Here is a 26,621-nt window from a genome sequence, read left to right as displayed (position 1 = left end):
CCCTTTGCCGTACTCGGAAACCGTCAGTTGTGGCCGAAGCGCTTCTGACGGCCCTTGCGTGCCATGTCACCCGGGGTGACCTGGCTCGCGCGCTGCTCGGCCTGGGACTCCATCGACGACTGCTGAGCCTGCTGGGCGCCGCGTTCGGCGGGCGACTGCTGCTTCTGGCTGCGGCTCTGATTGCGGTTCTTGGCCATGGGGATGCCTCCTCAAAGGGACCTAGGGGCCAGGGCCGCTGTCAGACTCACATACCGCGCGAACCGTCGCATGTTGGATCATTGCGGAGCGTAAGGTCGCCGCGAACGTGACATCCGCCACGCCGATGATCCAGTTCCGGCCGTCGAGCTCCCGGCCTTCGGGCAGACTCGAAGGAAATCCGAAGCAACTCCGATCCCGAGGTTCCCGAAAGAGGGTGGAACACGTGGACCGCTGCGTCGTCCTGGTGGACGCCGGCTACCTGCTGGGCGCCGCCGCCAGTCTCCTCGCCGGGGAACCGACCCGCTCCAGGATCACCGTCGACCACGCCGGGCTCATCCAGCAGCTGCGCCAGCGCGCCGAGGCCGAGACCGGGCTGCCCCTCCTGCGGATCTACTGGTTCGACGGCGCCCCCGACCGGGTGCCCCAGCCCGAGCACCGCCGGCTGCGGGTGATGCCCCGGGTCACCGTCCGGCTTGGCGCGCTGACCCGGAGCGACGGACGCTGGGCCCAGAAGGGCGTCGACGCGGCCATGCACACCGAGCTGACCGAGCTCGCCAGGAACAGGGCCTGCTCCGACATCGTGCTCGTCACCGGGGACGGCGACCTGCTGCCCGGCCTGATGTCGGCCAAGGAGCACGGCGTCGCCGTCCACCTCTGGGCCGTCCAGGCCGCCGACGGCGACTACAACCAGTCCGAGGACCTGGTCGCCGAGGCCGACGAACGCCGGGTCCTCGACCGGGCCTGGATCACCCGCGCCGTCCGCCCCAAGGACCTCACCGGCATCTGCTCGCCGCCGCCCGCGCCGCGCCCCGAGATCGCCGCCATCCTCTCCGCGCCGCTGCCCGAGGCGGCCCTCGCGGCCTCCGCTGGACGGTCCGCCGGCGAGACGGCCGCGACCCGGCCCGCCGGGGAGGCCCCCACCGCCGACGGCCGAGGCCACGGACGCGGTGACGGCCGCGTCAACGGCGACGGCCACGCCCACGGCGACGGCCACGCCCACGGCGGCGGTCACGCCCACCGGGACGACGGCCACGCCGGAAGCAACGGTCACGTCCGCGACGGCGAACCCGGCCACGGCGCCGGCGCACCCGTCCCCGCCCCCGGCAAGGTCGTCCCCACCCCCAAGGACCTGGCCGGACTGCGCGGCCCCGGCACACCCTCCGCCGGCCAGGGCGGCCCCGTGCCGCAGGGTACGAGCGCGCTCCGCTGGTCCTCCGACCGCGGCTGGATCGAGCGCCCCGCCCCCACCCTCGGCGAACCGGCCGAGACCGCCTCCCTGCCCACCCTCGCCACCCTCACCAGCGCCGAGCAGCGCTGGGCGGACCGCGAGGAGGACATCACCACCGTCGGGGGCGACCCGTTCGAGGTCGGACAGGTGTTCGCCCGACGGTGGATGGAACGGCTCCCCGAGCAGAGCCACGTCCAGCAGCTGTCCACCCTCTACCCCCGCATCCCCCACCGCATCGACGGCGAACTCCTCCGCTACGCGGCGCGATTCGGTCTGCTCGCCCACAAGGACGACCAGATCGACGAGCACGACCGGTACGCGATCCGGGCGGGATTCTGGCGCGAGATCGACGTCCGGGCCGCCACCGAACACGCCCCCGCGCCCGGAGCCGGCCCGGCGACCCCGTAGTCTCTTCCCCCGTGAGTACGGTGTGCGCGGTGCGGGAACTGGTCAAGACGTACCCCGCCACGCGCGGCAGGCGCGGCACGCCCGCGACACCCGAGGTGCGGGCCACCGACGGGATCAGCCTCGACGTGCGCGGCGGCGAGATCTTCGGCCTGCTCGGCCCCAACGGAGCCGGCAAGTCCACCCTCGTCCGCCAGCTCACCGGACTCATGCGTCCCGACTCCGGCACCGTCCGGCTCCTCGGCCACGATCTCGTGCGCCACCCCGAGCGGGCCGCCCGGCTCCTCGCGTACCTCGGCCAGGAGTCCACCGCCCTCGACGAGCTGACCGTCGCCCTCGCCGCCGAGACCACCGGACGGCTGCGCGGCCTCACCGCCCGCGACGCACGCGCCGAGCGCGACGCCGTCCTCGCGGAACTCGGCCTCGGCGAGCTCGCCTCCCGGCCCCTCAGGAAGCTCTCCGGCGGACAGCGACGGCTCGCCTGCTTCGCCGCCGCGCTCGTCGGCCGGCGCCCCGTCCTCGTCCTCGACGAACCCACCACCGGCATGGACCCCGTCGCCCGCCGCGCCGTCTGGGCGGCCGTCGACCGGCGGCGCGCCGAACACGGCACCACCGTGCTGCTCGTCACCCACAACGTCATCGAGGCCGAGACCGTCCTCGACCGGGTCGCCGTCCTGGAACACGGCAGGGTCATCGCCTGCGACACCCCCGCCGGACTCAAGGAACGCGTCGCGGGCGAGGTCCGCGTCGAGCTGGTGTGGCGCGAGTCGGCGCCCCTCCACCTGCCCGAGGTCGCCGCGCTGCGCGGACTCGCCCAGGAGACGGGGCGGCGCTGGCATCTCCGGCTCGCCCCCGACGCGGCCCGCGCGGCCGTCGCCACCGTCACCGGCGGGGCCGCCTTCGCCGCACTCGACGACTTCACCCTGGCGACGCCCAGCCTGGAGGACGTGTACCTGGCGCTGGGCGGAGCGACCGAGGGACTGGTGAAGGCGTGACCCTCCACGACCTCCGGGCGCTCTCCGACCCCCGGGCGCTCCCCGATCCCTGGGCGTCCCACGCTCCCCGGGCGCTCCCCGCCCGCCCGTATCCCCGAGGCCTCCGCGTCCCGCACGTGACCGTCAGGAGCTGTACGCAGTGAGCACCGTGCCCGCCGAGGTCCTGCCGACCGGCGCGCTTTCCGCCCGGGCCGACGACGAGGACGCCGCGGCGCCCCTCGCCCCACGAGCCCGGCTGCTTCCGGCCATGGCCGCCGTCTACCGCGCGCAGCTCTCCCGCGCCCGGGTCGCCCGGATCCCGCTCCTCTTCGTGGCCACCTTCCAGTCCATCGGGATCATGGTCCTGATGCGCGGGGTCGTCGACGGCGGCTCCGAGGCACGCGCCGTCGTGGCCGGCTCCACCGTCCTCGTCGTCGCCTTCGTCGCGCTCAACCTGCTCGCCCAGTACTTCGGGCAGCTGCGGGCGACCGGCGGCCTCGACCACTACGCCACCCTGCCCGTGCCGCCCGCCGCAGTCGTGCTCGGCGCGGCCGGGGCGTACGCCTCCTTCACCGTGCCCGGCACCGCCGTCACCGCCGTCGTCGGCTCCGTGCTCTTCGGGCTGCCGCTTGGCCACCTCTGGATCCTCGCCGCCGTCGTCCCGCTCGCAGGCGCGGCGCTCGCCGGGCTCGGCGCCGCCCTCGGACTCCTCGCGCCCCGTCAGGAACTGGCCACCCTCCTCGGTCAGCTCGGCATGTCGGCGGCGCTGCTCCTCGGCGTCCTCCCGGCGGAGCGGCTGCCGGAGCCCATCGGCTGGGCACGGGACCTGCTGCCGTCGACGTACGGCGTGGAGGCCCTGGCCCGTACCTTCGGCCCGCGCCCCGACTGGGCGGCCGTCGCCCTCGACCTCACCGTCTGCGGGGTGGTCGGCGTGGTCTCCCTCGTGGTCGCCACCTGGGCGTACCGGCGGGCCGCCGTCCGCTGAGGCGGGACACGGGCACACCTGGCACGATGGCGGGGTGACCGCACCTCTGACTCCGCCTCACCAGCCGCAGCCGCACGACCCCGACCGGCCGCCGCCGTCCCTGCCGATGCCCGGCCCGGCGGGGGATCCCATCACGGCGGCCGAGGTCGTGCAGGGCGTGCTGGTGACCCTCGTCTCGGCGGTCGCGGGGGCGCTGCTCGGGGTGCTGTGGCTGAACCTGGCCCCGCGCGTCCTGCTCATCTCGGACGGCGAGGGGGTCTACCTCCGGAACTCCGAGGGGGAGTCGGCGATCGGCGCGGACGGTACGTTCGTGCTCCTCGCGCTGGCCTTCGGGGCGGTCGCCGGCCTCGTCGTCTTCCTGCTGCGCCGCAAGGGCGGCGTCCCGCTGGTGCTCGGACTCGCGCTCGGCGGCGTGCTGGGCTCGCTGCTCGCCTGGGGCCTCGGGACGTACTTCGGCCCGACCCGGAACGTCGTCGCCCACGCGAAGGAGGTCGGCCCCGACGTCGTCTTCGAGGCACCGCTCGAACTGAACCTGGCGGCCGCGGCGATGCTGGCCTGGCCGCTCGCCGCGATGGTCACGCACCTGGCGCTCACGGCCCTCTTCGGCCCCCGCGACCCCGAACCGGAGCCGTGGGACCAGCCGAAGGCGTACGACCAGGGCCCCAGCCCGCGCTGACAGCCCGCGCTGACAGCCCGCGCTGACGGGCCGTCCCGGCGGTCGTCCTCCCGGCGGCCGCCGGGAGGACGACCGTCAGGCGCGGCCGATCGGGGCCACGACCGCGGCCGTGAGGGCGGCCAGATCCGTGGGGGAGAGCTCCACCTCGAGGCCGCGCCGGCCCGCCGAGACGCAGATCGACGCGTGGTCCGAGGCCGAGGCGTCGAGGACCGTGCGCAGCCGCTTGCGCTGGCCGAGCGGGGAGATGCCGCCGCGGACGTAGCCCGTGGTGCGCTCCGCCGCCGCCGGGTCCGCCATCGCCGCGCGCTTGCCGCCGACCGCCGAGGCCAGCGCCTTCAGGTCGAGCTGGCCCGCCACCGGGACCACCGCGACCGTCAGCTCGCCGTCGACGTCCGCCACCAGCGTCTTGAAGACGCGGTCGGGGGAGACGCCGAGGGCCTCCGCCGCCTCCTCGCCGTACGAGGGGGAGGCCGGGTCGTGCTCGTACGCGTGCAGGGTGAACGCGGTGCCGGCCGCCGTCAGGGCCACCGTCGCCGGGGTGCCCCCGCCGTTCTTCTTCTGCTTCTTCGCCACGCGCTCGCTCTTCCTCGACCCGGGCCGGCCGGGTCGGTGCCGGCCGGGGCCGGGTCAGTTCGGGTACGTCGGGGTCTGCGTCAGGTCCACCACCGGCAGCGACGGCAGATGCCGCAGCACCGCCGTCTCCGCGCGCAGCAGCGTCAGCTCCTCGCGCAGCCGGGTCGCCGTGTCCGGGGCCTGGAGCAGCCGCTGCTTCGACGGGGTGTCGAGCACCGCCGCCGCCGCCACCAGGTACGACACCACCGAGGGGTCGTCCGGCAGCTCGCTCGTCGTCAGCGAACGCTCCCGCGCTCCCGCGAGCCGCTTCTGGTAGTTGCGGAAGGCCCGTAGCACCCCTTCGGAGAGGGGGCCGGCCTCCTCGCCCCGCTCCTCCGGGAGCTCCTCGATCTCGGCCACCAGGAACGGCCCGCTCGCGTCGACCGAGAGCAGCTTCACCCGGGTCGTCCCGGTCGCCATCACCTCGAAGCTGCCGTCCGAGCGCTCCCGGATCGACGCCGCGTCGGCGATGCAGCCGACCCGGTGGAAGGACTGGATGGGGTCGGACCCGAAGCCCGCGGCCGGGCCCTTCTCCGGCAGCGCCGTCTGGTCCGGCAGGCCGGGAGCGGTCGGCGCGACCTCGCGGCCGTCGCGGATGGCGACGACGGCGAAGCGGCGCGGCTCCGAGTCGTCGATCGTGAGCAGCTCGCGCATCATGGCGCGATAACGCTCCTCGAAGACGTTCAGCGGCAGCACGAGGCCCGGGAACAACACCGTGTTGAGCGGAAACAGAGGCAGGCGAGCGGTGGTCACAGCGGTCAAGCCTAATGGCCGCCGGACCCGCCCCGTCCGGCCCGTCCACGTCCGGTGTCCCACAGGGGCGTCCGGCGGGCCAGCTCGCCCCGGACCAGGTCCCGCGCGGCGAGGAACCGGAGGAGGGGGTCCCCCCTGCCCGAGCGAAGCCGAGAGCTCGGGGGAGGATCCTCCCGTACGGCACCCCGCGCGGCCCCCCACGGGAACGAGGTCGCGTGGACACCGATCCGGCCGAACTCCTCCCCCGCCTCCTCCCACCGCGCGCGCTCGACCAGCACGTACGCGAGCAGGTTGCGGACCTCCGCCGGCCACGGGTCGCCGGTGGGGAAGGCCGCCGACAGGGCGAGGGCGCGGTTCACCGCCCGGTCGATCCGCGTCTCCGGCACGGACGGGTCCCGGTGCGTCCGCACCCGGAGTCGGTCGTAGGCGGCACGGACCGGCAACGCCCGCACCAGCGAGTCCGGGGCGGCGTCGTCGGCCGCCTGCTCGGCGAAGTCGAAGGCGGCGCGGTGCGAGCCGTACCACTGCGCGGAGAGGTACTTGAGGGCCGCGACGTGAGAGCCGTAGTGGTGCGGGGAGCGGCGCACGGCCTGCTCCCAGAGCGACTCGAAGACGGCGTGCCCGGCGTGCGCCCCGCGCGCGTGGTCCAGGGCGAGCCGCCACGGCACCGGGTCGCGCGGAGCCGTCTCGGCGGCCGCCCGGACCAGCGGGCCCAGCTCGCGCAGCCGCTCGGCCCGCGCGGGGGACTCCCAGGCCTTGCGGACGGCGAGCTGCGCCCCGACGAGCAGGGCGTCGGGGTCGCCGGGCGCGGCGGAGAGCCAACGGGTCAGCCAGTCGCCCCGGTGGTACGCGAAGGTGGCGAGCCGGGTGACGTACCGGTCGCGGTCCTCCCACTCGCCGGCGTCCCTGGTGGTGGCGAGCAGTTTCGCGGCGGGCTCCGGATCGGCGAGGGCGGCGGCGACCAGGGCGGGCGCGAGCCGCTCGTCCGGGGCGTCGAGCAGCACGTCGTCGTCCGGGACGAACCCGGCGGCGAGTCGCGGGGCGTGCCGGGCCGAGCGGGCGGCGCCGATCAGGACACGGAGCAAGGACATGGTGCGACGTATTCTCTCCCGGCTCCCCCCGCCACGGCAGCCCGCCTCACACCCCGTACACCAAACCTCCGCCGCCTCAGCCCCTGCTCAGGAGCCGGGTCGCGCCCGCCGCCACCGTCGTCGCCAGGATCCAGCCGAGCAGGATCAGCACCGCCGCCGCCCACTGCCAGGCGCCTTCGAGCCGCCAGTAGCCGTCCTGGCCGAGGTTGATCACCGGGATCAGCAGGTCGAGGGCGTACAGCGGACCGTTCCAGGCGGGCGCCTCCTCCGCCTTCAGCGGTATCGGGCGGTAACGGGAGAACGCCACCGTGCCCGCCGCCCACAGGACCGCCATCCACAGCGCCGCCCGCCCCGGCCGGTAGCCGTACGCCACGGTCCAGTCCTGGAGGTACCCCCAGAGCTTGCCCGCCACCGGCAGGGTCTCCCGTCTGCGCCGCTGCTTGGCGAGCAGCACCACGCGGGCGTCGGCGTCCTCCCCGCTGTTGCGCAGGACCGTCGCGAGCCGCTCGTACGGCTCGGGGGCGTACTCCGGGGTCGCCGCCGCCACCCACTCCAGGCGCCGGGCCAGCGGGAAGTGTCCGTACGGCACGAGGTTCTCGTAGGCGAAGCCGCCCATCGCGAGCCCGCCTGGGCCCGGCCAGCTGGTCGACAGGTCGATCAGCGTGACGACCTTGGCGCCGTTGAGCACGACACGGCCCTCCTCGGGGCGCTCCCCGTTGAACCTCAGCTCCGGGGTGACTATCCGGCGCAGCGAGACCTCCTCCCGGCGGCCCCCGTCGAGCAGGAACCGGGCGTAATGGAGATCCACCGCGTCACCGAACCGGCCGTCGTCGAGCCGCACCCCGCCGTGGAACTCCACCGGTTTGCGGCGGGCGCCCTGGGCGGGCGTCACCCCGTACGGCGGGGTGGCCGTCGAGCCGCCGGCGGAGCCGGCGTCCCCGGACTCCTCGTACACCCAGGCCGCGTTCAGATAGAGCGAGCGCTCCACCGTCAGCTGAGGGGCGTTGAGCGCGCGGCGGCCCTGCGCGCCGCGCAGCACGCTGCCCCGCAGGCTGAGCGAGACGCCGATCTTCGCCCCGCGCAGGCTCAGCTCCCCGTACGTCTCGATCAGCTCCGCCTGGAGGTCCTGGGCGACCACGAGACCGTCCGCGGTGATGGCCCGGCCCCGCCGGTCCGGCCACACCTGGATCTGGTTGACGAGCAGGTCCGTGCCGATCTGCGCGTCGGTGAGCCGGATGCCGTGTCTCACCCGGCAGCGCGGAAGGTGCAGGTCCCCCTCGGTGTGCAGCCGGGCGGCCTCCAGGCGCGGCAGCGCGCACCCGACCATCCGCAGCGTGCCGAAGCGGGCCTCGGGCACCACCACCTCGCTGTCGAACCGGCAGCCGTGCAGCTCGACGTACGGCCCTACCGTGCCGCCCGCCAGGTCGAGCACGCCCGTGATCCGCACCCCGCGCAGCTTCAGCGCGGCCACCCGCCCGGACCAGGCCGTCGGTCCCGCGAGCAGCAGCAGCGCCACCACGTCGGCGCGGACGCTCCGCTCCTCCCCCCACTCCCAGCCCCCGAAGGGGTCGTCCCGCTCCGCGATCCCCTCCGTCAGATCACACGTCCTGCCGATGCGGAACGCCCGCCACACGGCCCGCTCCGGGCCCGTGAGACCGTCCGGCATCCCGTCCTCGTGCGGCTCGGTCACTGCCGCCCCCCTCGCTTTCCACGATCCGTTCCCACGATTCCGCGACGCCCTTCCCGGGGGCTCCGCGGATTCGTACAGCCGTTCTTCCCGCTGCGTGACGGGCTGAACGCTAACGGTCAGGAGTGGCGACAAGACGCCAGTGTGACGTGTATCAGTCAGTGATTGGCATGTATCAGCTGGTGATACGGACGACCGGCGTTCCGGGCCGTCTGCGAGAATTGACCCGTGATCTCTCGAATCGATCTGCGCGGCGAGGCCCTCCCCGAGGGTTCCGCCCTGCGCGACCTGCTGCCCCGTGCCGAGTTCGACGTGGAAGCCGCCCTGGAGAAGGTGCGGCCGATCTGCGAGGACGTCCGGCATCATGGCGCCGCAGCGGTGATCGACTACGGGGAGAGGTTCGACGGCGTCCGCGTCCCGAGCCTGCGCGTCCCCGCCGAGGCGATCAGCCGCGCCCTCGACGAACTCGATCCGGCCGTCCGCGCCGCCCTCGAGGAGTCCATCCGGCGCGCCCGCATGGTCCACCGGGAACAGCGCCGCACCACCCACACCACCCAGGTCGTTCCCGGCGGCACGGTCACCGAGAAGTGGATCCCGGTCGACCGCGTCGGCCTGTACGTGCCGGGCGGCCGCGCCGTCTACCCGTCCTCCGTCGTGATGAACGTCGTCCCGGCCCAGGAGGCCGGCGTCGAGGGCCTGGCCGTCTCCTCGCCGCCGCAGAAGGAGTTCGGCGGACTGCCGCACCCCACGATCCTCGCCGCCTGCGCCCTGCTCGGCGTCGACGAGGTGTACGCCGCCGGCGGCGCCCAGGCCGTCGCCATGTTCGCGTACGGCACGGAAGGCACCGCCGACGAGCCCGGCTGCGCCCCCGTCAACCTGGTGACCGGCCCCGGCAACATCTACGTCGCCGCCGCCAAGCGCCTCCTCAAGGGCCGCATCGGCATCGACGCCGAGGCCGGCCCCACCGAGATCGCGATCCTCGCGGACTCCACCGCCGACCCCGTGCACGTCGCCGCCGACCTCATCAGCCAGGCCGAGCACGACCCGATGGCCGCGTCCGTCCTCGTCACCGACTCGGACGAGCTGGCCGCCGCCACCGAGGCCGAGCTGAAGACCCAGGTCGCCGCCTCCAAGCACGTCGACGACCGGATCGTCCCCGCCCTCGCCGGCCGCCAGTCCGCGATCGTCCTCGTCCGCGACCTCGCCGACGGACTCAAGGTCGTCGACGCGTACGGCGCCGAGCACCTGGAGATCCAGACCGCCGACGCCGCCGCCGTCGCCGACCGCGTCCGCAACGCGGGTGCGATCTTCGTCGGCCCCTGGGCCCCCGTCTCGCTCGGCGACTACTGCGCCGGCTCCAACCACGTCCTGCCCACCGGCGGCTGCGCCTGCCACTCCTCGGGCCTCTCCGTGCAGTCCTTCCTGCGCGGCGTGCACATCGTGGACTACACGCGGGACGCGCTCGCCGACGTCGCCCACCACGTGGTGACCCTCGCCGAGGCCGAGGACCTCCCGGCCCACGGCGCGGCGATCAAGGCAAGGTTCGGATGGAAGGTGCCGGAGACCAAGTGACCGGAATCGACGATCTCCCCGTCCGCGACGAGCTGCGCGGCAAGTCCCCCTACGGCGCGCCCCAGCTCGACGTCCCCGTCCAGCTGAACACCAACGAGAACCCCTACCCGCTCCCCGAGCCCCTGGTGGCCCGGATCGCGGAACGGGTCGCCGAGGCCGCCCGCGGCCTCAACCGCTACCCCGACCGGGACGCGGTCGAGCTCCGCACCGAGCTCGCCCGCTACCTGACCCGCACCGGCAAGCACCCGGTCGCCGTCGAGAACGTGTGGGCGGCCAACGGCTCCAACGAGGTCCTCCAGCAGCTGCTCCAGACCTTCGGCGGCCCCGGCCGTACCGCGATCGGCTTCGAGCCCTCGTACTCGATGCACGCCCTGATCGCCCGCGGCACCGGCACCGGCTGGATCTCCGGGCCGCGCAACGAGGACTTCACCATCGACGTGGCGGCGGCGGAGAAGGCGATCGCCGAGCACCGGCCCGACGTCGTCTTCATCACCTCCCCCAACAACCCCACCGGCACCGCCGTCGCGGCCGACACCGTCCTCGCCCTGTACGAGGCGGCCCAGGCGGCCAAGCCCTCGATGGTGGTCGTCGACGAGGCGTACGTGGAGTTCAGCCACCGGGACTCGCTGCTGCCCCTCATCGAGGGCCGCCCGAACCTGGTGGTCTCCCGGACCATGTCCAAGGCCTTCGGCGCCGCCGGACTGCGCCTCGGCTACCTCGCCGCCCACCCGGCCGTGGTCGACGCCGTCCAGCTGGTCCGCCTGCCGTACCACCTCTCCGCCGTCACCCAGGCGACCGCGCTCGCCGCCCTCGAGCACACCGACACCCTGCTCGGGTACGTCGAACAGCTCAAGGCCGAGCGCGACCGGCTCGTCACCGAGCTGCGGGCCATCGGCTGCGAGGTCACCGACTCGGACGCCAACTTCGTGCAGTTCGGGAAGTTCACCGACACGCACGCGGCCTGGCGGCGGATCCTCGACCGGGGCGTCCTGGTCCGGGACAACGGCGTACCGGGATGGCTGCGGGTCACCGCGGGCACCCCCGAAGAGAACGACGCGTTCCTCGACGCGGTTCGTGAATTGATGAAGGAGCAGGAGCGATGAGCCGCGTAGGCCGCGTTGAGCGCACCACCAAGGAGACCTCCGTCGTCGTCGAGATCGACCTCGACGGCACCGGAAAGGTCGACGTGTCGACCGGGGTCGGCTTCTACGACCACATGCTCGACCAGCTCGGCAGGCACGGTCTGTTCGACCTGACCGTCAAGACCGACGGCGACCTGCACATCGACTCGCACCACACCATCGAGGACACCGCCCTCGCCCTCGGCGCCGCCTTCAAGCAGGCCCTCGGCGACAAGGTCGGCATCTACCGCTTCGGCAACTGCACCGTCCCGCTCGACGAGTCGCTCGCCCAGGTGACCGTCGACCTCTCGGGCCGCCCGTACCTCGTGCACACCGAGCCCGAGAACATGGCGCCGATGATCGGCTCGTACGACACGACGATGACCCGGCACATCCTGGAGTCCTTCGTCGCCCAGGCCCAGATCGCGCTGCACGTCCACGTCCCGTACGGGCGCAACGCCCACCACATCGTGGAGTGCCAGTTCAAGGCCCTGGCCCGCGCCCTCCGCTACGCCTCCGAGCGTGACGTGCGCGCCGCCGGCATCCTCCCCTCCACGAAGGGCGCCCTCTAGTCGTGAACGGCCTCTCCACCATCCTCATCGTCGTCGGGCTCTTCCTGCTCGGCGGCATCTACTCCTTCGCCAAGCAGCAGATGCCCAAGGCCCTCATCGTGCTGCTCTCCATCGGCGCGGCGATGTGTCTCGCGGCCGGCGTCCTCCGACTGAGCGTGTGGGCGTGACCATGAGCACTGCTCCGAAGAAGGTCGTCGTCTTCGACTACGGCTTCGGCAACATCCGCTCCGCCGAGCGCGCGCTCGCCCGCGTGGGCGCCGACGTCGAGGTCACCCGCGACTACGAGAAGGCGATGAACGCGGACGGGCTCCTCGTCCCCGGCGTCGGCGCCTTCTCCGCCTGCATGCGCGGCCTCAAGGAGGCCCGCGGCGACTGGATCATCGGCCGCCGGCTCTCCGGCGGCCGCCCGGTCATGGGCATCTGCGTCGGCATGCAGATCCTCTTCGCGCACGGCATCGAGCACGGCGTGGAGAGCGAGGGCCTCGACGAGTGGCCCGGTACGGTCGAGCCGTTGAACGCGCCCGTCGTCCCCCACATGGGCTGGAACACGGTCGACGCGCCCGAGGACACCGAGCTGTTCGCGGGCCTCGACGCCGACGCCCGGTACTACTTCGTGCACTCCTACGCCGTGCGCGAGTGGACCCTGGAGGTCGGCAACAAGAACATCCGCGCCCCCAAGGTGACCTGGGCCACCCACGGCGAGCCCTTCGTCGCGGCCGTCGAGAACGGCGCCCTGTGGGCCACCCAGTTCCACCCCGAGAAGTCCGGCGACGCCGGCGCCCAGCTCCTCACCAACTGGATCGGAACCCTGTGACTGTGTCGACCGGAAGCGTGCTCGAACTCCTCCCCGCCGTCGACGTCCGCGACGGCCAGGCCGTCCGCCTCGTGCACGGCGAGTCGGGCACCGAGACCTCCTACGGCTCCCCCCTCGAAGCGGCCCTCGCCTGGCAGAACTCCGGCGCGGAGTGGCTGCACCTGGTCGACCTCGACGCCGCCTTCGGCACCGGTGACAACCGGGAGCTGATCGCCGAGGTCGCCAGGGCCATGGACATCAAGGTCGAGCTCTCCGGCGGCATCCGCGACGACGCCTCGCTCGCCGCCGCCCTCGCCACCGGCTGCACCCGCGTCAACCTCGGCACCGCCGCCCTGGAGACCCCCGAGTGGGTCGCCAAGGTCATCGCCGAGTACGGCGACAAGATCGCCGTCGGCCTCGACGTACGCGGCACCACCCTGCGCGGACGCGGCTGGACCCGCGACGGCGGCGACCTCTACGAGACGCTGGCCCGCCTCGACTCCGAGGGCTGCTCCCGGTACGTCGTGACCGACATCGCCAAGGACGGCACCCTCCAGGGCCCCAACCTGGAGCTCCTGAAGAACGTCTGCGCGGTCACCGACAAGCCCGTCGTCGCCTCCGGCGGCGTCTCCTCCCTGGACGACCTGCGGGCCCTGTCCGGCCTGGTCCCGCTGGGCGTGGAGGGCGCGATCGTCGGCAAGGCGCTGTACGCCGAGGCGTTCACCCTGGAAGAGGCGCTCGCGGCGGTGAAGCCGTGACCTCCGAGCTCCGCAAGGTGGTGACCGGCACCCCCTGGGAGGACCAGTTCGGCTACTCCCGCGCGGTGCAGCTGCCGAACGGGCTGGTCCTCGTCTCCGGCTGTACGTCGGTGGTCGGCGGCCAGATCGCCGGCGGAGGCCCCTACGAGCAGGCGATGAACTCCTTCAACGTGGCCTTCGCGGCGCTGAAGCAGCTGGACATGGGCCCGGAGCACGTCGTGCGCACCCGGATGTACATCACCCACGCCCGGGACGTGGACGAGGTCGGCCGCGCCCACAAGGAGCTGTTCGACGCCGTCCGCCCCGCCGCCTCCATGATCATCGTCTCCGGCTTCGTCGACCCCAGCCTGGTCGTCGAGGTCGAGGTCGAGGCGTACCGGGGTGAGGACGCGTGAGCCTCGCGGTACGTGTCATCCCCTGCCTGGACGTCGACAACGGCCGGGTCGTCAAGGGCGTCAACTTCCAGAACCTGCGGGACGCCGGCGACCCCGTCGAGATGGCCAAGCTGTACGACGCCGAGGGCGCCGACGAGCTGACCTTCCTCGACATCACCGCCTCCTCCGGCAACCGGGAGACCACCTACGACGTGGTGCGCCGCACCGCCGAACAGGTCTTCATCCCGCTCACGGTCGGCGGCGGCGTCCGGTCGGCGGAGGACGTCGACAAGCTGCTGCGGGCCGGTGCCGACAAGGTGGGTGTCAACACCGCCGCCATCGAGCGCCCCGAGCTGATCCAGGAGATCGCCGAGCGCTTCGGCCGCCAGGTGCTCGTCCTGTCGGTCGACGCCCGGCGCACCGCGTCGGGTTCCTTCGAGGTGACGACGCACGGCGGCCGCAAGGGCACCGGCATCGACGCCGTCGAGTGGGCCCACCGGGCCGCCGAGCTCGGCGCGGGGGAGATCCTGCTCAACTCGATGGACGCGGACGGGACGAAGGACGGCTACGACACCGAGATGATCGCGGCCGTGCGCAAGCACGTCACGGTGCCGGTGATCGCCTCCGGCGGCGCCGGGAAGCTCTCCGACTTCCCGCCGGCCGTGGCGGCGGGCGCGGACGCGGTGCTCGCGGCCTCCGTCTTCCACTTCGGTGACCTGCGGATCTCGCAGGTCAAGGACGCGCTGCGGGAGGCGGGCCGGCCGGTCCGCTGAGCACGCGCGCGTGAGGGCCCCTCCGGGGGCCCTCTTCCTTTCCCGAGACGCACAGGATTATTTGTGCAAAGTTCGTTGCGCAAGTTTTCTTTCCTATCTAGTGTCGTGTCATGACCTCGCCGGAGAACCGCCGGATCACCGATCTCGGCACCCTCAAAGCCATCTCGCACCCCCTGCGGATGCGCCTCTACCGCGCCCTCTTCGTGGCCCGCACCGCCACCGCCTCCCAGCTCGCCGACCAGGTCGACGAGGCCGTCTCCCTGGTCAGCTACCACCTGCGCAAGCTCGCCGACCACGGCCTGATCGAGGAGGCCGAGACCCAGTCCACGGACGGCCGCGAACGCTGGTGGCAGCCCAGCTCGTACGGCGTGAGCATCCACGACGAGGACGTCCGCGGCACGCCCGAGCTGGCCGCCGCGAGCGACGCCCTCGGCCGCACCATCAACGAACAGCGCACCGAGCTCCATCGGCGCTTCCTCGACGAGCGGCTGACCTGGTCCGACGAGTGGCGCTCCGCCTCCGTCAGCAGCGAGTGGCTGCCCCGCCTCACCGCGGCCGAACTCAAGGCACTCGGCGAGGAGCTGGACGCCGTCTGCGAGAAGTACGACCAGAAGGCCCGTGCCGCCGAGGCGGCCGGCGACACCGAGGGCCGCGAGAACGTCGCCGTCCACCTCCACGCGTTCCCGTACCACTCATGACGGCCACCGTCATCGCGCCGGCGGCCCGCCCCGCCCACCGCGACCCCCAGGTCCTGCGCTGGCTCGGCGCCTACACCGCCTCCACGCTCGGCGACAGCGTCTACTACCTGTCCCTCTCCTGGGCCGCCGTCAGCAGCGGCACCCCCGCCCAGGCCGGGCTCGTCATGGCCGTCTCCGCCGTGCCCCGCGCGCTGCTCATGCTCGTCGGGGGAGTGATCGCCGACCGCCTCGGCCCGCGCCGGGTCGTCATCGCCTCCGACACCGTCCGCTGCCTCGTCGCCCTCGGCCTCGCCGCGGTCTTCTTCCTCGCCTCGCCCGGCCTGTGGGCCCTCGCCCTCGTCGCCCTCGTGTTCGGCGTCGTCGACGCCCTCTTCATGCCGGCCGTCGGCGCCCTTCCGCCCCGGATCACCGCCCGCGACCAGCTCGCCCGCGTCCAGGGCATGCGCGGCATCGCCCAGCGCCTCGGCCCCGTCATCGGCGCCCCGCTCGGCGGCCTCGCCATCGCCGTCGGCGGCTCCGCCACCGCCTTCGGCGTCGCCGGGATCCTCTTCGCCCTCTCCCTGCCGCTGCTCGCCGCGCTCAAGCTCCGCCCGCTGCCCGGCACGGACGGGACGACCGGCGACGGTACCGACGGGGTGACCGGCGACGGCACGGCCCTGGGCGACCTCGTCGACGGCCTGCGCTACCTCCGCCGCCACAGCGTCCTCGGCCCGATGATGATCGTCGTGCTCCTCGGCGACCTCGGCTTCGCCGGCCCCCTCAACGTCGGCCTCACGATCCTCGCCGACCAGCGCGGCTGGGGCGCCTCCGGCATCGGCTGGATCCTCGCCGGATTCGGTACGGGCGCCGGCGCCGCCTCCCTGCTGCTCACCGTCAAGGGCCGGATACCCCGGGCCGGCGCCGTCCTCGGCTGGACCATCGTCCTCGGAGCCGTGGCGATCGGCGGGCTCGCCCACACCCCGCTGCTGCCGGTCGCCGTGGGCCTCGCCCTCTGCGTCGGCCTGCTCGCCGGCCTCTCCGGGGCCCTGTGCGGCGCCGTCGTCCAGACCGCGTGCGACCCCGCGTACCTGGGCCGGGTGAGCGCCGTCTCCGGCCTCGGCAGCCTCGGCATCGCCCCGCTCGGCTTCCCGCTCACCGGCGCGGCGATCGGCCTCTGGGGACCCGGCCCCGTCTTCGTCGTCAGCGCCGCGGTCTGCGCCCTGTCCGGCGTGTACGCCCTCGTGGTCCCGGCCCTCCGCCGCGCCGAACTGCCCCGCTAGGCCCTGTCCGGCGGATCAGGTCCCAGGGTGCGTCAGAGCCCCAGCTGCTTCGTCTCCCGCAGCCGGTCGATCGCCTCGGGCTCCCCGTCCAGCTCCACCTTGGCCGAGGCCTGGCGCCCGTACAGGTACATCGTCAGCTCGCCCGGCTCCCCGGAGGCCGTCACCACCGGGGTGCCCCGGTGCGCCACCACCGTCTGGCCGTTCGGGCGGCGCAGCACGAGGCCCACCGGGACCTTGCGGCCGAGGAGACGGGCGGTGCGCTCCAGACGGGACCAGAGGGCGTCGGCGAAGACCGGGTCGAGCTCGCGCGACGACCAGTCGGGCTGGGCGCGGCGCACGTCCTCGGCGTGGACGTAGAACTCGACGACGTTCGCCCCCTCGTCCACCTGCTTGATGGTGAACGGGGAGAACCGCGGGGGACCCGTACGGATGAGCCGGATCAGCTCCTCGTACGGCTTGTCGGCGAACTCCGCCATCACCCGGTCCTGCCGGTCCTTCAGTACCGGCACGAGCGAACCGGCCGCCGCGTCCGGGCGGCGCTCCCGCACCACCACATGGGCCGCGAGGTCCCGGGTCCGCCAGCCCTCGCAGAGCGTCGGGGCGTCCGGACCGGCCGCCTCCAACAGGTCGGCGAGCAGAAGCCGTTCACGTTTGGCATGGGTCGACATGACCGCCAGCGTACGACCGCCGGCGCCGGTCCGCCCAGTGGACGCTCCGCCGGACACCACCCGCGGGCGCGGCACAATGGCGCCATGAGCAGCAATCTCGACCCGGCCCTCTCCGCCCGGCTCAAGCGCAGCCCCGACGGGCTCGTCCCCGCCATCGCCCAGCAGTACGACACCGGCGAGGTGCTGATGCTCGGCTGGATGGACGACGAGGCCCTGCACCGCACCCTCACCACCGGCCGCTGCACCTACTGGTCCCGCAGCCGCCAGGAGTACTGGGTCAAGGGTGACACCTCCGGGCACGTCCAGCACGTCAAGTCCGTCGCCCTCGACTGCGACGCCGACACCGTCCTCGTCAAGGTCGACCAGGTCGGGGCCGCCTGCCACACCGGCGCCCGGACCTGCTTCGACGCCGACGTGCTCCTCGCATCCGAGTAGGGTCTGGCGCCATGGATCTCGACACCTTCCGCAAGCTGGCGGCCGACCGCCGCGTCATCCCCGTCAGCCGCAGGCTCCTCGCGGACGGCGACACCCCGGTCGGGCTCTACCGCAAGCTCGCCGCCGAACGGCCCGGCACCTTCCTCCTCGAATCCGCGGAGAACGGCCGCAGCTGGTCCCGCTACTCCTTCATCGGCGTCCGCAGCGACGCCACCCTGACGGTGAAGGACGGCGAGGCGCACTGGCTCGGCACCCCGCCCGTCGGCGTCCCCACCGACGGCGACCCCCTCCAGGCCCTGCGCGCCACCGTCGAGACCCTCCACACCCCCCGGGACCTCGCGTCCGGGATGCCGCCCTTCACCGGCGGCATGGTCGGCTACCTCGGTTACGACATCGTCCGCCGACTGGAGAAGATCGGCGAGCACGGCCGGGACGACCTGCGGCTCCCCGAGCTGACCATGCTCCTCACCAGCGACCTCGCGGTCCTCGACCACTGGGACGGCTCGGTCCTGCTGATCGCCAACGCGATCAACCACAACGACCTGGAGACCGGCGTCGACGAGGCGTACGCGCACGCCGTCGCCCGCCTCGACGCCATGCAGGCCGACCTGGCCCGCCCGGTCGCCACCGCCCCCACCGCCCTGCCCGCCTCCGAACTCCCCGAGTTCTCGGCCCTCTGGGGCGGTCCGGCCTACCAGGACGCCGTCGAGGACGTCAAGGAACGCATCCGGGCCGGCGAGGCCTTCCAGGTCGTGCCCTCGCAGCGGTTCGAGACCCCGTGCACCGCCTCCGCGCTCGACGTCTACCGGGTCCTGCGGGCCACCAACCCCTCCCCGTACATGTACCTGTTCCGCTTCGAGAACGGCTTCGACGTCGTCGGATCCAGCCCCGAGGCCCTCGTCAAGGTCGAGGACGGGCACGCGATGCTCCACCCCATCGCCGGCACCCGGCACCGCGGCGCCACCCCGCAGGAGGACCACGACCTCGCCGAGGAGCTGCTCGCCGACCCCAAGGAACGCGCCGAGCACCTCATGCTCGTCGACCTCGGCCGCAACGACCTCGGCCGGGTCTGCGCGCCCGGCTCCGTCGAGGTCGTCGACTTCATGTCCGTCGAGCGCTACTCGCACGTCATGCACATCGTCTCCACCGTGACCGGCGAGGTCGCCGAGGGGAGGACCGCCTTCGACGTCCTCACCGCCTGCTTCCCCGCCGGCACGCTCTCCGGCGCGCCCAAGCCCCGCGCCATGCAGATCATCGAGGAGCTCGAGCCCTCCCGGCGCGGCCTGTACGGCGGGTGTGTCGGTTATCTCGATTTCGCCGGAGACGCGGACACGGCCATCGCCATCCGCACCGCCCTGCTCCGCGACGGCACCGCGTACGTGCAGGCCGGAGCGGGTGTCGTCGCCGACTCCGACCCCGTCGCCGAGGACAACGAGTGCCGCAACAAGGCCGCGGCCGTCCTCCGCGCCGTCCACACCGCCAACCGGATGAACGAGGGCTGAGCAGGTAGGGGATAGTGGGGTACGTGAGTGCCGTACCCGTACCCCAGCCCCGGGCCGCCCGCGCGGCCGTCCCCACCGGCGGCCGCCGCAGCCTGGCCGCGGCCCTCCTCCTCGGTGCCCTCGGTGCCACCGTCGTCCTGCTTTCCGCCGGCCAGATCTGGGCGGAGGGCACCGCGTCCGTCGGCGGCGGCACCGTCCCCGTCGAGGCCGACGGCGGCACCGTCACCGGCGTGCCGACCGCCCTCGCGATCGTCGGTCTCGCCGCGCTCTTCGCCGTCTTCGCCGTCCGCCGCACCGGCCGCACCCTCGTCGCCGCGCTCCTCGCGCTCAGCGGCGCGGGCGCCGGGCTCGCCGCCGTCCTCGGCGCCTCCGACAGTTCCGCCCTGAACGCGGAGGCCGCCCGGATCAGCGGCGACACCGCCGCCGCCGTGGCCGGCCTGACCCACACCGTCTGGCCGTACGTGACCGCCGCCGGCGCCGCCCTCATCCTGCTCGCCGGCCTCTTCGCGCTGCGCTTCGGCAAGACCTGGCCCGCGATGGGCGGCCGCTACGAGCGCTCCGGCGTCCCACGCGCCGGACGCAAGGCCCCCACGACCGACCCGGACCGGCCCGAGGACCTGTGGAAGGCCCTGGACCGCGGCGAGGACCCCACCCACGCCCCGTGACGGGCGCGCCGACCGTGACGCGTGATCGTCCCGGTACCCCCGATTCATCCTCACGCGCCCGCGTGCGGGACAATGAGCGCCGAGAGTCCGCGCACGCGAGACCTCACCATCGAGCAACTGCAACGAGGAGCAACTCATGGCGGGCAGCGCCCACGGACACACCCCGGCCGCCTGGACCGGTGTCATCATCTCCTTCATCGGCTTCTGCATCGCCGGAGTCTTCATGGTTGCCGCCAACGGACCCGGCTTCTGGGCCGGCATGGCCGTCGTCGTGCTCGGCGGCATCGTCGGCGGCGCGATGAAGGCCGCGGGTCTCGGCATGCCGAAGGAGTCGGAGACCGTCGCCGCCGCCCGCGAGGCCGCCACCACGACCGCGCGGGCCCGTTCCTGACGCGACACGCCGCATCCGGGAGCGCAGTCCGGCCGTGCCGGGCTGCGCTCCCGCGCGTCCGGGGCGAGAATCACCGGGTGGACCCGCAGCCGACGGCCGGAGCCGTGACCGACACTTCCCCCACCCGACCGGGTGAACCCGCCCCGGCGGACCCACCGGGCCCGGCGGGCGGGCCCGACCGGGCGGACCCGCCGGTCCCCGCGGGGAGCGGCGCGTCCGGGCCGCAGAGTCCTCCCACGGTCCCGCACGCGCCCGCGTGGACCGATGGCCCGGTGCCGGGGGACGCCCGCGTACCCCCGCACGCGCCCTCCTGGCCCGGACCCGGTCCCGGAGGCCACGTACCGCCGCCCAGGTCGCTCGCGCGACGACTGACCGCGCCGGTCGCCACCCTCGCCGGAGTCGCCGCCGCCTTCGCGTACGTCGGGACCGTCGACCCCAACGAACCCGGGCACTACCCGGTCTGCCCGCTGCTCCGCTTCACCGGTCTCTACTGCCCCGGATGCGGCGGACTCCGCAGCGCCCACGCCTTCGTCCACGGCGACCTCCCGGCCGCCCTCGGCGCCAACGCCCTCGCCGTCGTCGGCTACGGACTCTTCGGCGTCCTCATGGCCCTCTGGCTGATTCGTGCCGTCCGCGGGATGCCCATGCGCCTCGCGGTCTCCCCGGTCCTGTGGTGGGGCATCGGGGCCGCTCTCGCCCTCTTCACCCTCGTCAGGAACCTCCCCTTCGGCTCCGCGCTGGCCCCCTGAGGGCTCCGCACGGCACCACGGGGACCCCGACGGGAGTCCCAGCAGGTGGGACGCGCCTCCGGCCGATGCGGTCACGGGGCCGTCCTGCGGATAGGATCGAAGTGGCTGAACCTGGTTCATCATCACCGTCACCGTCCCGGAAGGGGGCCCCTCGCGTGAGTGTGCTCGACGAGATCATCGAAGGCGTACGCGCCGACCTCGCAGAGCGGCAGGCGCGGGTCACCCTCGACGAGCTCAAGGAGCGCGCCGCCAAGGCTCCGCAGGCCAAGGACGGCGTCGCCGCACTGCGCGGGGACGGCGTCAAGGTGATCTGCGAGGTCAAGCGCTCCAGCCCGTCCAAGGGCGCGCTCGCCGCGATCGCCGACCCGGCCGGTCTCGCCGCGGACTACGAGGCGGGCGGCGCCGCCGTCATCTCCGTCCTCACCGAGCAGCGCCGCTTCGGCGGTTCGCTCGCGGACCTGGAAGCCGTCCGGGCCCGGGTCGACATCCCGGTCCTGCGCAAGGACTTCATCGTCACCGCGTACCAGCTCTGGGAAGCCCGGGCGTACGGAGCGGATCTCGCGCTCCTCATCGTCGCCGCCCTGGAGCAGGAGGCGCTGGTCTCCCTCATCGAGCGCGCCGAGTCGATCGGGCTCACCCCGCTGGTCGAGGTGCACGACGAGGACGAGGTCGACCGCGCCGTCGACGCGGGCGCCCGGATCATCGGCGTCAACGCGCGCAACCTCAAGACCCTCGAGGTCGACCGCACCACCTTCGAGCGCGTCGCCCCCGAGATCCCGGCGCACATCGTCAAGATCGCCGAGTCCGGCGTCCGCGGTCCGCACGACCTCATCGCCTACGCCAACGTGGGCGCCGACGCGGTCCTCGTCGGCGAGTCCCTCGTCACCGGCCGCGACCCGAAGGCCGCCGTCGCCGACCTCGTCGCCGCCGGCGCCCACCCCGCCCTGCGACACGGCCGGAGCTGACCGGATCCATGACCGTCCGCCGTGCCACGCCGACCTCCCGGGGCACCGCCCCGGGTCCGGTCGGCATGCCGTCGGCGAACCCCGTGGGACGGCGCCGGATGCTGCGTACCGCCGCGTCCGTCCCCGCCCACGCCCCGCTCGCCCGTGGCTGCCGGCCGCGCGGCTGCCGGGCGCCCGCCCGCCGTGTCCACGGCCGCCGGGTGCGGTACGTCATCGGCTCCGAGCCCGGCCAGGTCAACGGCATGCGATGGCGCCCGCGCCTCGCGCGCGTTCTCACGTACGACTTCAACGCCACCTGACACGGCCACGCCCCGCCGCCCCTTGCCGGGCCCAGGCTTCCGCGCCTTGACCCGCACCCCATGTGCGCCGCACCTGTTGGTGCGGGTCCGGGTACAAGGGGCGGAGGCGCCGCCTAGGGCGCCGTCCCGTGTGGGCAATCGTCCCGCCCTGCGGGACGATTGCCCACACGGGGGCGGGCGACGGGCTCGGCCCGGTGGCGTTGCCGTACGTGAGCGAGTCGCGCGCATACCGTGACCCATCACCGCACGCGATCCGGGGCGTCCGCCCCGCGAGGAGCAGCCGCATGTCCAGCGAGTTCTTCATTCCCGACCCGGAGGGTCAGGTCCCCACCCCCGAGGGCTACTTCGGCGCCTACGGCGGCAAGTTCATCCCCGAGGCCCTCGTCGCCGCCGTCGACGAGGTGGCGGTCGAGTACGACAAGGCCAAGTCCGACCCGGAGTTCGCCCGCGAGCTCAACGACCTGATGGTCAACTACACGGGCCGGCCGAGCGCCCTCACCGAGGTGCCGCGGTTCGCCGAGCACGCCGGCGGCGCCCGGATCTTCCTCAAGCGCGAGGACCTCAACCACACCGGCTCGCACAAGATCAACAACGTGCTCGGCCAGGCCCTGCTGACCAAGCGCATGGGCAAGACCCGGGTCATCGCCGAGACCGGCGCCGGACAGCACGGCGTGGCCACCGCCACCGCCTGCGCCCTCTTCGGCCTCGACTGCACCATCTACATGGGTGAGATCGACACCCGGCGCCAGGCCCTCAACGTGGCCCGGATGCGGATGCTCGGTGCCGAGGTCGTCGCCGTGAAGTCCGGCAGCCGCACCCTCAAGGACGCCATCAACGAGGCCTTCCGCGACTGGGTCGCCAACGTGGACAGGACCCACTACCTGTTCGGCACCGTCGCCGGACCGCACCCCTTCCCCGCCATGGTCCGGGACTTCCACCGGGTCATCGGCGTCGAGGCCCGGCGTCAGCTCCTGGAGCGCGCCGGACGCCTTCCCGACGCGGCGATCGCCTGCGTCGGCGGCGGCTCCAACGCCATCGGCCTCTTCCACGCCTTCGTCCCGGACGCGGACGTCCGCCTGATCGGCTGCGAGCCGGCCGGCCACGGCGTCGAGACCGGCGAGCACGCGGCCACCCTCACCGCCGGCGAGCCCGGCATCCTGCACGGTTCCCGGTCGTACGTCCTCCAGGACGAGGAGGGCCAGATCACCGAGCCGTACTCGATCTCGGCCGGCCTCGACTACCCGGGCATCGGCCCCGAGCACGCGTACCTCAAGGACAGCGGGCGCGGCGAGTACCGCGCCGTCACCGACGACGCCGCCATGCAGGCGCTGCGGCTGCTCTCCCGTACCGAGGGCATCATCCCGGCCATCGAGTCGGCGCACGCCCTCGCCGGGGCCCTGGAGGTCGGCAAGGAGCTCGGCAGGGACGCCCTGCTGCTCGTCAACCTGTCCGGGCGCGGCGACAAGGACATGGACACGGCCGCCCGCTACTTCGGCCTGTACGACACCGACGCCGAGGTCGCCGCGGACGCCGGCACCGGCACCGCCGAGATCGAGGGGGACGCGAAGTGAGCGGCAACATCCAGCTGTTGAGCGACACCCTCGCCCGGGCGAAGTCCGAGGACCGGGCCGCGCTCATCGCCTACCTCCCGGCCGGCTTCCCGACCGTCGACGGCGGCATCGCGGCGATCAAGGCCGTCTTCGACGGCGGCGCGGACGTGGTCGAGGTCGGTCTCCCGCACAGCGACCCGGTCCTCGACGGGCCGGTCATCCAGACCGCCGACGACATCGCCCTGCGCGGCGGCGTCCGGATCGCCGACGTGATGCGCACGGTCCGCGAGGCCCACGAGGCCACCGGCAAGCCGGTCCTCGTCATGACGTACTGGAACCCGATCGACCGGTACGGCGTCGAGCGCTTCACCGAGGAGCTCGCCGCGGCCGGCGGCGCCGGCTGCATCCTGCCCGATCTGCCGGTCCAGGAGTCCGCCCTCTGGCGCGAGCACGCCGACAAGCACGGTCTCGCCACCGTCTTCGTCGTCGCGCCCAGCAGCAGGGACGAGCGCCTCGCCACCATCACGGCGGCCGGCTCCGGCTTCGTCTACGCCGCCTCCCTGATGGGCGTCACCGGCACCCGCGAGTCGGTCGGCGAGCAGGCGGCCGATCTCGTCCGCCGCACCCGGGCCACGAGGGCGGACCTCCCGGTCTGCGTCGGGCTCGGCGTCTCCAACGCCGTCCAGGCCAAGGAGGTCGCGGCCTTCGCCGACGGCGTCATCGTCGGCTCCGCGTTCGTGAAGCGGATCCTCGACGCCGACGGCGACGAGGCCGCGGGACTCGCCGCCGTAAGGGAACTGGCGGCCGAACTCGCCGAGGGCGTGCGCCGCGTTTCGTAACCCATTTGGGTGGATCTGGGACCGGGGAGGCGCGTACGTGCCTCCCCGGTTCGTTCCTGGGGTGTGAGCGAGAAGAACCGTGGTGACGGGTCAGGGAGCGCGCGGGAGCGCCTCCAACAGCAGCGTGAGCGCGAGAAGGCCCGCGAGAAGCAGCGGCGCGTCCTGATCGTGTCGGCGGCGGTGGTCGGCGTCCTCGGCCTGGCCGCGGTCGTCGGCGTGATCGCCGCCGGAGGCGACAAGGACGGCGGGTCGGACAAGGCGGGCCCGGTCGTCGCGCCGACCGGGGCGACCGAGGAGGACGGCAAGCCCGCCATCCCGACGGGCAGGGCGGACGCGCCGTCGACGCTCCAGATCTGGGAGGACTTCCGCTGCCCGGCGTGCGCCCAGTTCGAGAACGTCATGCGGGACGCGATCCACGAGCTCGAGGCCTCCGGCGCCCTCAGGACCGAGTACCACCTCGCCACCCTCATCGACGGGAACATGGGCGGCAGCGGCTCCCTGCGCGCGGCGAACGCGGCCGCGTGCGCCCAGGACGCGGGGAAGTTCACCGCGTACCACGACACGCTGTACATCAACCAGCCGCAGGAGACGGACGACGCCTTCGGGAAGAACGAGAAGCTGATCGAGCTGGCGGCGAAGGTGCCGGGGCTCGACACGCCCGCCTTCCGCAGCTGTGTCAACGAGGGCACGCACGACAGCTGGGTCGTCAAGTCGAACGAGGCCTTCCGGAGCGGCAGCTTCCGCGGCACGCCCTCCGTCCTCCTCAACGGAGAATCGATCTTCCCGACGAAGGGGGGAGAGCAGATCTCCCCGGAGAACCTGAAGAAGTGGGTCGCCGAGGCCAACAAGGGCAAGAAGCCCGGTACGGCCTCGCCCTCGGCGGGATAGTCCGGCGGCTTAGTTACCCATACGTTGCCGGGCGGGCTGCCGTCCCGCCCGCCCGGCAGGGTAGCGTCGGTCCTGCCATGGACCTTGCCTACATTCCCAGCCCGTCGACCGGCGTGATCAACCTCGGACCGATCCCGCTGCGCGGCTATGCCTTCTGCATCATCATCGGTGTCTTCGTCGCCGTCTGGTACGGCAACAAGCGGTGGATCGCCCGGGGCGGCACCGCCGGCACCGTGGCCGACATCGCCGTCTGGGCGGTGCCCTTCGGCCTCGTCGGCGGACGCCTCTACCACGTGATCACCGACTACCAGCTGTACTTCAGCGAGGGTGAGAACTGGGTCGACGCCTTCAAGATCTGGGAGGGCGGCCTCGGCATCTGGGGCGCCATCGCGCTCGGCGCGGTGGGCGCCTGGATCGGCTGCCGCCGCCGGGGCATCCCGCTCCCGGCGTACGCCGACGCCATCGCCCCCGGTATCGCCCTCGCCCAGGCCATCGGCCGCTGGGGCAACTGGTTCAACCAGGAGCTCTACGGCAAGCCGACCAAGGTGCCCTGGGCGCTCGAGATCACCGAGAGCGCGAACCGCGAGGCCGGGACGTACCACCCGACCTTCCTCTACGAGTCGCTCTGGTGCGTCGGCGTCGCCGTCCTGGTCGTCTGGGCCGACCGCCGCTTCAAGCTCGGCCACGGGCGTGCCTTCGCGCTCTACGTCGCCGCCTACTGCGCCGGTCGGGCCTGGATCGAGTACATGCGCGTCGACGAGGCGCACCACGTGCTCGGCCTGCGGCTGAACGTGTGGACGGCGATCGTCGTCTTCGTGCTCGCGGTGGTCTACATCGTGATCTCGTCGCGCGTCCGCCCCGGCCGCGAGGAGATCGTGGAACCGAAGGCCGACAAGGCCGACAAGGCCGATAAGACCGACAAGACGGATGAGGTCGACGACGCCGACGATGTCGAGCCGGCGGACGAGGCCGAGCCGCGGGACGACGCACCGGACGCGGACGCGGACACGGATGCGGACGCGGGCAAGGGCACGGATTCCGAGAAGGACGTGGAGCACGGTGCCGACAACGGCGCCGGGTCCGCCGCCAAGAGCTGATCGTTCACAGCAGGGGAAGGGCCGCCGGGACCGAGAGGTCCCGG

Annotated in this window: 31 protein-coding genes; 25 read left to right on the top strand and 6 right to left on the bottom strand. The window is 73.3% G+C overall.

The window, feature by feature from the left end; genetic code table 11:
• Positions 1–23: 23 nt before the first annotated feature.
• Positions 24–197, bottom strand: coding sequence for a hypothetical protein (locus ACFWUY_RS02315; RefSeq protein WP_384101072.1), 174 nt, complete (start codon positions 195–197; stop codon positions 24–26).
• 215 nt (positions 198–412) lie between these two features.
• Here ACFWUY_RS02315 and ACFWUY_RS02310 point away from each other — a divergent pair, with 215 nt between their 5' ends.
• The 4 genes from ACFWUY_RS02310 to ACFWUY_RS02295 all read left to right on the top strand — a co-directional run bounded on the left by ACFWUY_RS02310 (position 413) and on the right by ACFWUY_RS02295 (position 4,466).
• Positions 413–1,834 (top strand): NYN domain-containing protein, encoded by a 1,422-nt coding sequence (locus ACFWUY_RS02310; RefSeq protein ID WP_384101070.1) that lies wholly within the window; start codon positions 413–415, stop codon positions 1,832–1,834.
• An 11-nt stretch (positions 1,835–1,845) separates the two neighbouring features.
• Positions 1,846–2,826 (top strand): ABC transporter ATP-binding protein, encoded by a 981-nt coding sequence (locus ACFWUY_RS02305; RefSeq protein ID WP_384101068.1) that lies wholly within the window; start codon positions 1,846–1,848, stop codon positions 2,824–2,826.
• Positions 2,827–2,965: 139 nt separating this feature from the next.
• A complete protein-coding gene (locus ACFWUY_RS02300) occupies positions 2,966–3,790 on the top strand; it encodes an ABC transporter permease (protein WP_384101066.1) in 825 nt (274 codons plus the stop codon).
• Between the two features lie 34 nt (positions 3,791–3,824).
• Complete coding sequence (locus tag ACFWUY_RS02295; RefSeq protein WP_384101064.1) at positions 3,825–4,466, top strand: DUF2567 domain-containing protein; 642 nt, start codon at positions 3,825–3,827, stop codon at positions 4,464–4,466.
• Between the two features lie 75 nt (positions 4,467–4,541).
• Here ACFWUY_RS02295 and ybaK read toward each other — a convergent pair whose 3' ends face one another.
• The 4 genes from ybaK to ACFWUY_RS02275 form a co-directional block, all read right to left on the bottom strand.
• Positions 4,542–5,039, bottom strand: a complete 498-nt coding sequence (ybaK, locus tag ACFWUY_RS02290) for a Cys-tRNA(Pro) deacylase (protein WP_384101062.1) — start codon at positions 5,037–5,039, stop codon at positions 4,542–4,544.
• 54 nt (positions 5,040–5,093) lie between these two features.
• On the bottom strand, positions 5,094–5,831 hold the full coding sequence (locus tag ACFWUY_RS02285; RefSeq protein ID WP_384101060.1) for an LON peptidase substrate-binding domain-containing protein: 738 nt from the start codon (positions 5,829–5,831) through the stop codon (positions 5,094–5,096).
• Between the two features lie 11 nt (positions 5,832–5,842).
• On the bottom strand, positions 5,843–6,922 hold the full coding sequence (locus ACFWUY_RS02280) for a hypothetical protein (protein ID WP_384101058.1): 1,080 nt from the start codon (positions 6,920–6,922) through the stop codon (positions 5,843–5,845).
• Positions 6,923–6,998: 76 nt separating this feature from the next.
• Positions 6,999–8,612: an oxidoreductase gene (locus ACFWUY_RS02275; protein WP_384101056.1), complete on the bottom strand. Its 1,614-nt coding sequence runs from the start codon at positions 8,610–8,612 to the stop codon at positions 6,999–7,001.
• A 225-nt stretch (positions 8,613–8,837) separates the two neighbouring features.
• Here ACFWUY_RS02275 and hisD point away from each other — a divergent pair, with 225 nt between their 5' ends.
• The 10 genes from hisD to ACFWUY_RS02225 all read left to right on the top strand — a co-directional run bounded on the left by hisD (position 8,838) and on the right by ACFWUY_RS02225 (position 16,529).
• Positions 8,838–10,181, top strand: a complete 1,344-nt coding sequence (gene hisD, locus ACFWUY_RS02270; RefSeq protein WP_384101054.1) for a histidinol dehydrogenase — start codon at positions 8,838–8,840, stop codon at positions 10,179–10,181.
• A complete protein-coding gene (locus ACFWUY_RS02265; protein WP_384101052.1) occupies positions 10,178–11,284 on the top strand; it encodes a histidinol-phosphate transaminase in 1,107 nt (368 codons plus the stop codon). The genes hisD and ACFWUY_RS02265 overlap by 4 nt, the downstream gene beginning before the upstream one ends.
• The gene (hisB, locus tag ACFWUY_RS02260) at positions 11,281–11,874 is read left to right on the top strand and encodes an imidazoleglycerol-phosphate dehydratase HisB (RefSeq protein WP_030211590.1); all 594 of its coding nucleotides are present in this window, start codon (positions 11,281–11,283) and stop codon (positions 11,872–11,874) included. Before ACFWUY_RS02265 ends, hisB begins: the two co-directional genes overlap by 4 nt.
• 2 nt (positions 11,875–11,876) lie before the next feature.
• Positions 11,877–12,041, top strand: a complete 165-nt coding sequence (locus ACFWUY_RS02255) for a hypothetical protein (protein WP_384101050.1) — start codon at positions 11,877–11,879, stop codon at positions 12,039–12,041.
• A gap of 2 nt (positions 12,042–12,043) precedes the next feature.
• A complete protein-coding gene (gene hisH / locus ACFWUY_RS02250; protein ID WP_384101401.1) occupies positions 12,044–12,688 on the top strand; it encodes an imidazole glycerol phosphate synthase subunit HisH in 645 nt (214 codons plus the stop codon).
• 2 nt (positions 12,689–12,690) lie between these two features.
• A complete protein-coding gene (gene priA, locus ACFWUY_RS02245; RefSeq protein ID WP_384101048.1) occupies positions 12,691–13,425 on the top strand; it encodes a bifunctional 1-(5-phosphoribosyl)-5-((5-phosphoribosylamino)methylideneamino)imidazole-4-carboxamide isomerase/phosphoribosylanthranilate isomerase PriA in 735 nt (244 codons plus the stop codon).
• Complete coding sequence (locus ACFWUY_RS02240; protein WP_384101046.1) at positions 13,422–13,820, top strand: RidA family protein; 399 nt, start codon at positions 13,422–13,424, stop codon at positions 13,818–13,820. The genes priA and ACFWUY_RS02240 overlap by 4 nt, the downstream gene beginning before the upstream one ends.
• The gene (hisF, locus tag ACFWUY_RS02235; RefSeq protein ID WP_384101044.1) at positions 13,817–14,572 is read left to right on the top strand and encodes an imidazole glycerol phosphate synthase subunit HisF; all 756 of its coding nucleotides are present in this window, start codon (positions 13,817–13,819) and stop codon (positions 14,570–14,572) included. The genes ACFWUY_RS02240 and hisF overlap by 4 nt, the downstream gene beginning before the upstream one ends.
• 110 nt (positions 14,573–14,682) lie before the next feature.
• On the top strand, positions 14,683–15,270 hold the full coding sequence (locus ACFWUY_RS02230) for an ArsR/SmtB family transcription factor (protein ID WP_384101042.1): 588 nt from the start codon (positions 14,683–14,685) through the stop codon (positions 15,268–15,270).
• The gene (locus tag ACFWUY_RS02225) at positions 15,267–16,529 is read left to right on the top strand and encodes an MFS transporter (RefSeq protein ID WP_384101040.1); all 1,263 of its coding nucleotides are present in this window, start codon (positions 15,267–15,269) and stop codon (positions 16,527–16,529) included. Before ACFWUY_RS02230 ends, ACFWUY_RS02225 begins: the two co-directional genes overlap by 4 nt.
• A gap of 32 nt (positions 16,530–16,561) precedes the next feature.
• Here ACFWUY_RS02225 and ACFWUY_RS02220 read toward each other — a convergent pair whose 3' ends face one another.
• Positions 16,562–17,197, bottom strand: a complete 636-nt coding sequence (locus ACFWUY_RS02220; protein WP_384101038.1) for a TIGR03085 family metal-binding protein — start codon at positions 17,195–17,197, stop codon at positions 16,562–16,564.
• Positions 17,198–17,281: 84 nt separating this feature from the next.
• Here ACFWUY_RS02220 and hisI point away from each other — a divergent pair, with 84 nt between their 5' ends.
• The 11 genes from hisI to lgt all read left to right on the top strand — a co-directional run bounded on the left by hisI (position 17,282) and on the right by lgt (position 26,577).
• Positions 17,282–17,632, top strand: coding sequence for a phosphoribosyl-AMP cyclohydrolase (hisI, locus tag ACFWUY_RS02215; protein WP_073806713.1), 351 nt, complete (start codon positions 17,282–17,284; stop codon positions 17,630–17,632).
• An 11-nt stretch (positions 17,633–17,643) separates the two neighbouring features.
• Positions 17,644–19,134 (top strand): anthranilate synthase component I, encoded by a 1,491-nt coding sequence (locus ACFWUY_RS02210; protein WP_384101036.1) that lies wholly within the window; start codon positions 17,644–17,646, stop codon positions 19,132–19,134.
• A 14-nt stretch (positions 19,135–19,148) separates the two neighbouring features.
• Entirely contained in the window at positions 19,149–19,799 is a 651-nt protein-coding gene (locus tag ACFWUY_RS02205; protein WP_384101034.1) for a TIGR02234 family membrane protein, read from the top strand.
• Positions 19,800–19,935: 136 nt separating this feature from the next.
• On the top strand, positions 19,936–20,190 hold the full coding sequence (locus ACFWUY_RS02200) for an HGxxPAAW family protein (RefSeq protein WP_384101031.1): 255 nt from the start codon (positions 19,936–19,938) through the stop codon (positions 20,188–20,190).
• Between the two features lie 272 nt (positions 20,191–20,462).
• Positions 20,463–20,939 carry a DUF2752 domain-containing protein gene (locus ACFWUY_RS02195; RefSeq protein WP_384101029.1) on the top strand — a complete coding sequence of 159 codons (477 nt, stop codon included), beginning with the start codon at positions 20,463–20,465 and terminating at the stop codon, positions 20,937–20,939.
• 155 nt (positions 20,940–21,094) lie between these two features.
• Positions 21,095–21,904 carry an indole-3-glycerol phosphate synthase TrpC gene (gene trpC / locus ACFWUY_RS02190; RefSeq protein WP_384101027.1) on the top strand — a complete coding sequence of 270 codons (810 nt, stop codon included), beginning with the start codon at positions 21,095–21,097 and terminating at the stop codon, positions 21,902–21,904.
• A gap of 8 nt (positions 21,905–21,912) precedes the next feature.
• Positions 21,913–22,203 (top strand): tryptophan biosynthesis modulator TrpM, encoded by a 291-nt coding sequence (gene trpM, locus ACFWUY_RS02185; protein ID WP_384101025.1) that lies wholly within the window; start codon positions 21,913–21,915, stop codon positions 22,201–22,203.
• Between the two features lie 284 nt (positions 22,204–22,487).
• Complete coding sequence (gene trpB / locus ACFWUY_RS02180; RefSeq protein ID WP_384101023.1) at positions 22,488–23,774, top strand: tryptophan synthase subunit beta; 1,287 nt, start codon at positions 22,488–22,490, stop codon at positions 23,772–23,774.
• Positions 23,771–24,592 carry a tryptophan synthase subunit alpha gene (gene trpA / locus ACFWUY_RS02175; protein WP_384101021.1) on the top strand — a complete coding sequence of 274 codons (822 nt, stop codon included), beginning with the start codon at positions 23,771–23,773 and terminating at the stop codon, positions 24,590–24,592. The genes trpB and trpA overlap by 4 nt, the downstream gene beginning before the upstream one ends.
• A gap of 63 nt (positions 24,593–24,655) precedes the next feature.
• Positions 24,656–25,480 (top strand): DsbA family protein, encoded by an 825-nt coding sequence (locus tag ACFWUY_RS02170; RefSeq protein ID WP_384101017.1) that lies wholly within the window; start codon positions 24,656–24,658, stop codon positions 25,478–25,480.
• 77 nt (positions 25,481–25,557) lie between these two features.
• Positions 25,558–26,577 carry a prolipoprotein diacylglyceryl transferase gene (gene lgt / locus ACFWUY_RS02165; protein WP_384101015.1) on the top strand — a complete coding sequence of 340 codons (1,020 nt, stop codon included), beginning with the start codon at positions 25,558–25,560 and terminating at the stop codon, positions 26,575–26,577.
• The last annotated feature ends 44 nt before the right edge of the window (positions 26,578–26,621 follow it).

Origin of the sequence: Streptomyces sp. NPDC058664 (genome assembly GCF_042716635.1) — a bacterium.
Lineage (GTDB): Bacteria > Actinomycetota > Actinomycetes > Streptomycetales > Streptomycetaceae > Streptomyces.
The sequence above is the reverse complement of the archived record's forward strand: the minus strand, read 5'-3'. Positions and strand labels throughout refer to the sequence as shown.

Excerpts from the sequence above, each read along its gene's own strand:
- lgt (WP_384101015.1), top strand. The coding sequence starts at position 25,558 with ATGGACCTTGCCTACATTCCCAGCCCGTCGACCGGCGTGATCAACCTC.
- hisB (WP_030211590.1), top strand. The coding sequence starts at position 11,281 with ATGAGCCGCGTAGGCCGCGTTGAGCGCACCACCAAGGAGACCTCCGTC.
- ACFWUY_RS02230 (WP_384101042.1), top strand. The coding sequence starts at position 14,683 with ATGACCTCGCCGGAGAACCGCCGGATCACCGATCTCGGCACCCTCAAA.
- hisH (WP_384101401.1), top strand. The coding sequence starts at position 12,044 with ATGAGCACTGCTCCGAAGAAGGTCGTCGTCTTCGACTACGGCTTCGGC.
- hisI (WP_073806713.1), top strand. The coding sequence starts at position 17,282 with ATGAGCAGCAATCTCGACCCGGCCCTCTCCGCCCGGCTCAAGCGCAGC.
- ACFWUY_RS02210 (WP_384101036.1), top strand. The coding sequence starts at position 17,644 with ATGGATCTCGACACCTTCCGCAAGCTGGCGGCCGACCGCCGCGTCATC.
- ACFWUY_RS02315 (WP_384101072.1), bottom strand. The coding sequence starts at position 197 with ATGGCCAAGAACCGCAATCAGAGCCGCAGCCAGAAGCAGCAGTCGCCC.
- ACFWUY_RS02225 (WP_384101040.1), top strand. The coding sequence starts at position 15,267 with ATGACGGCCACCGTCATCGCGCCGGCGGCCCGCCCCGCCCACCGCGAC.
- ACFWUY_RS02220 (WP_384101038.1), bottom strand. The coding sequence starts at position 17,197 with ATGTCGACCCATGCCAAACGTGAACGGCTTCTGCTCGCCGACCTGTTG.
- trpB (WP_384101023.1), top strand. The coding sequence starts at position 22,488 with ATGTCCAGCGAGTTCTTCATTCCCGACCCGGAGGGTCAGGTCCCCACC.
- ACFWUY_RS02200 (WP_384101031.1), top strand. The coding sequence starts at position 19,936 with ATGGCGGGCAGCGCCCACGGACACACCCCGGCCGCCTGGACCGGTGTC.
- trpM (WP_384101025.1), top strand. The coding sequence starts at position 21,913 with ATGACCGTCCGCCGTGCCACGCCGACCTCCCGGGGCACCGCCCCGGGT.
- ACFWUY_RS02280 (WP_384101058.1), bottom strand. The coding sequence starts at position 6,922 with ATGTCCTTGCTCCGTGTCCTGATCGGCGCCGCCCGCTCGGCCCGGCAC.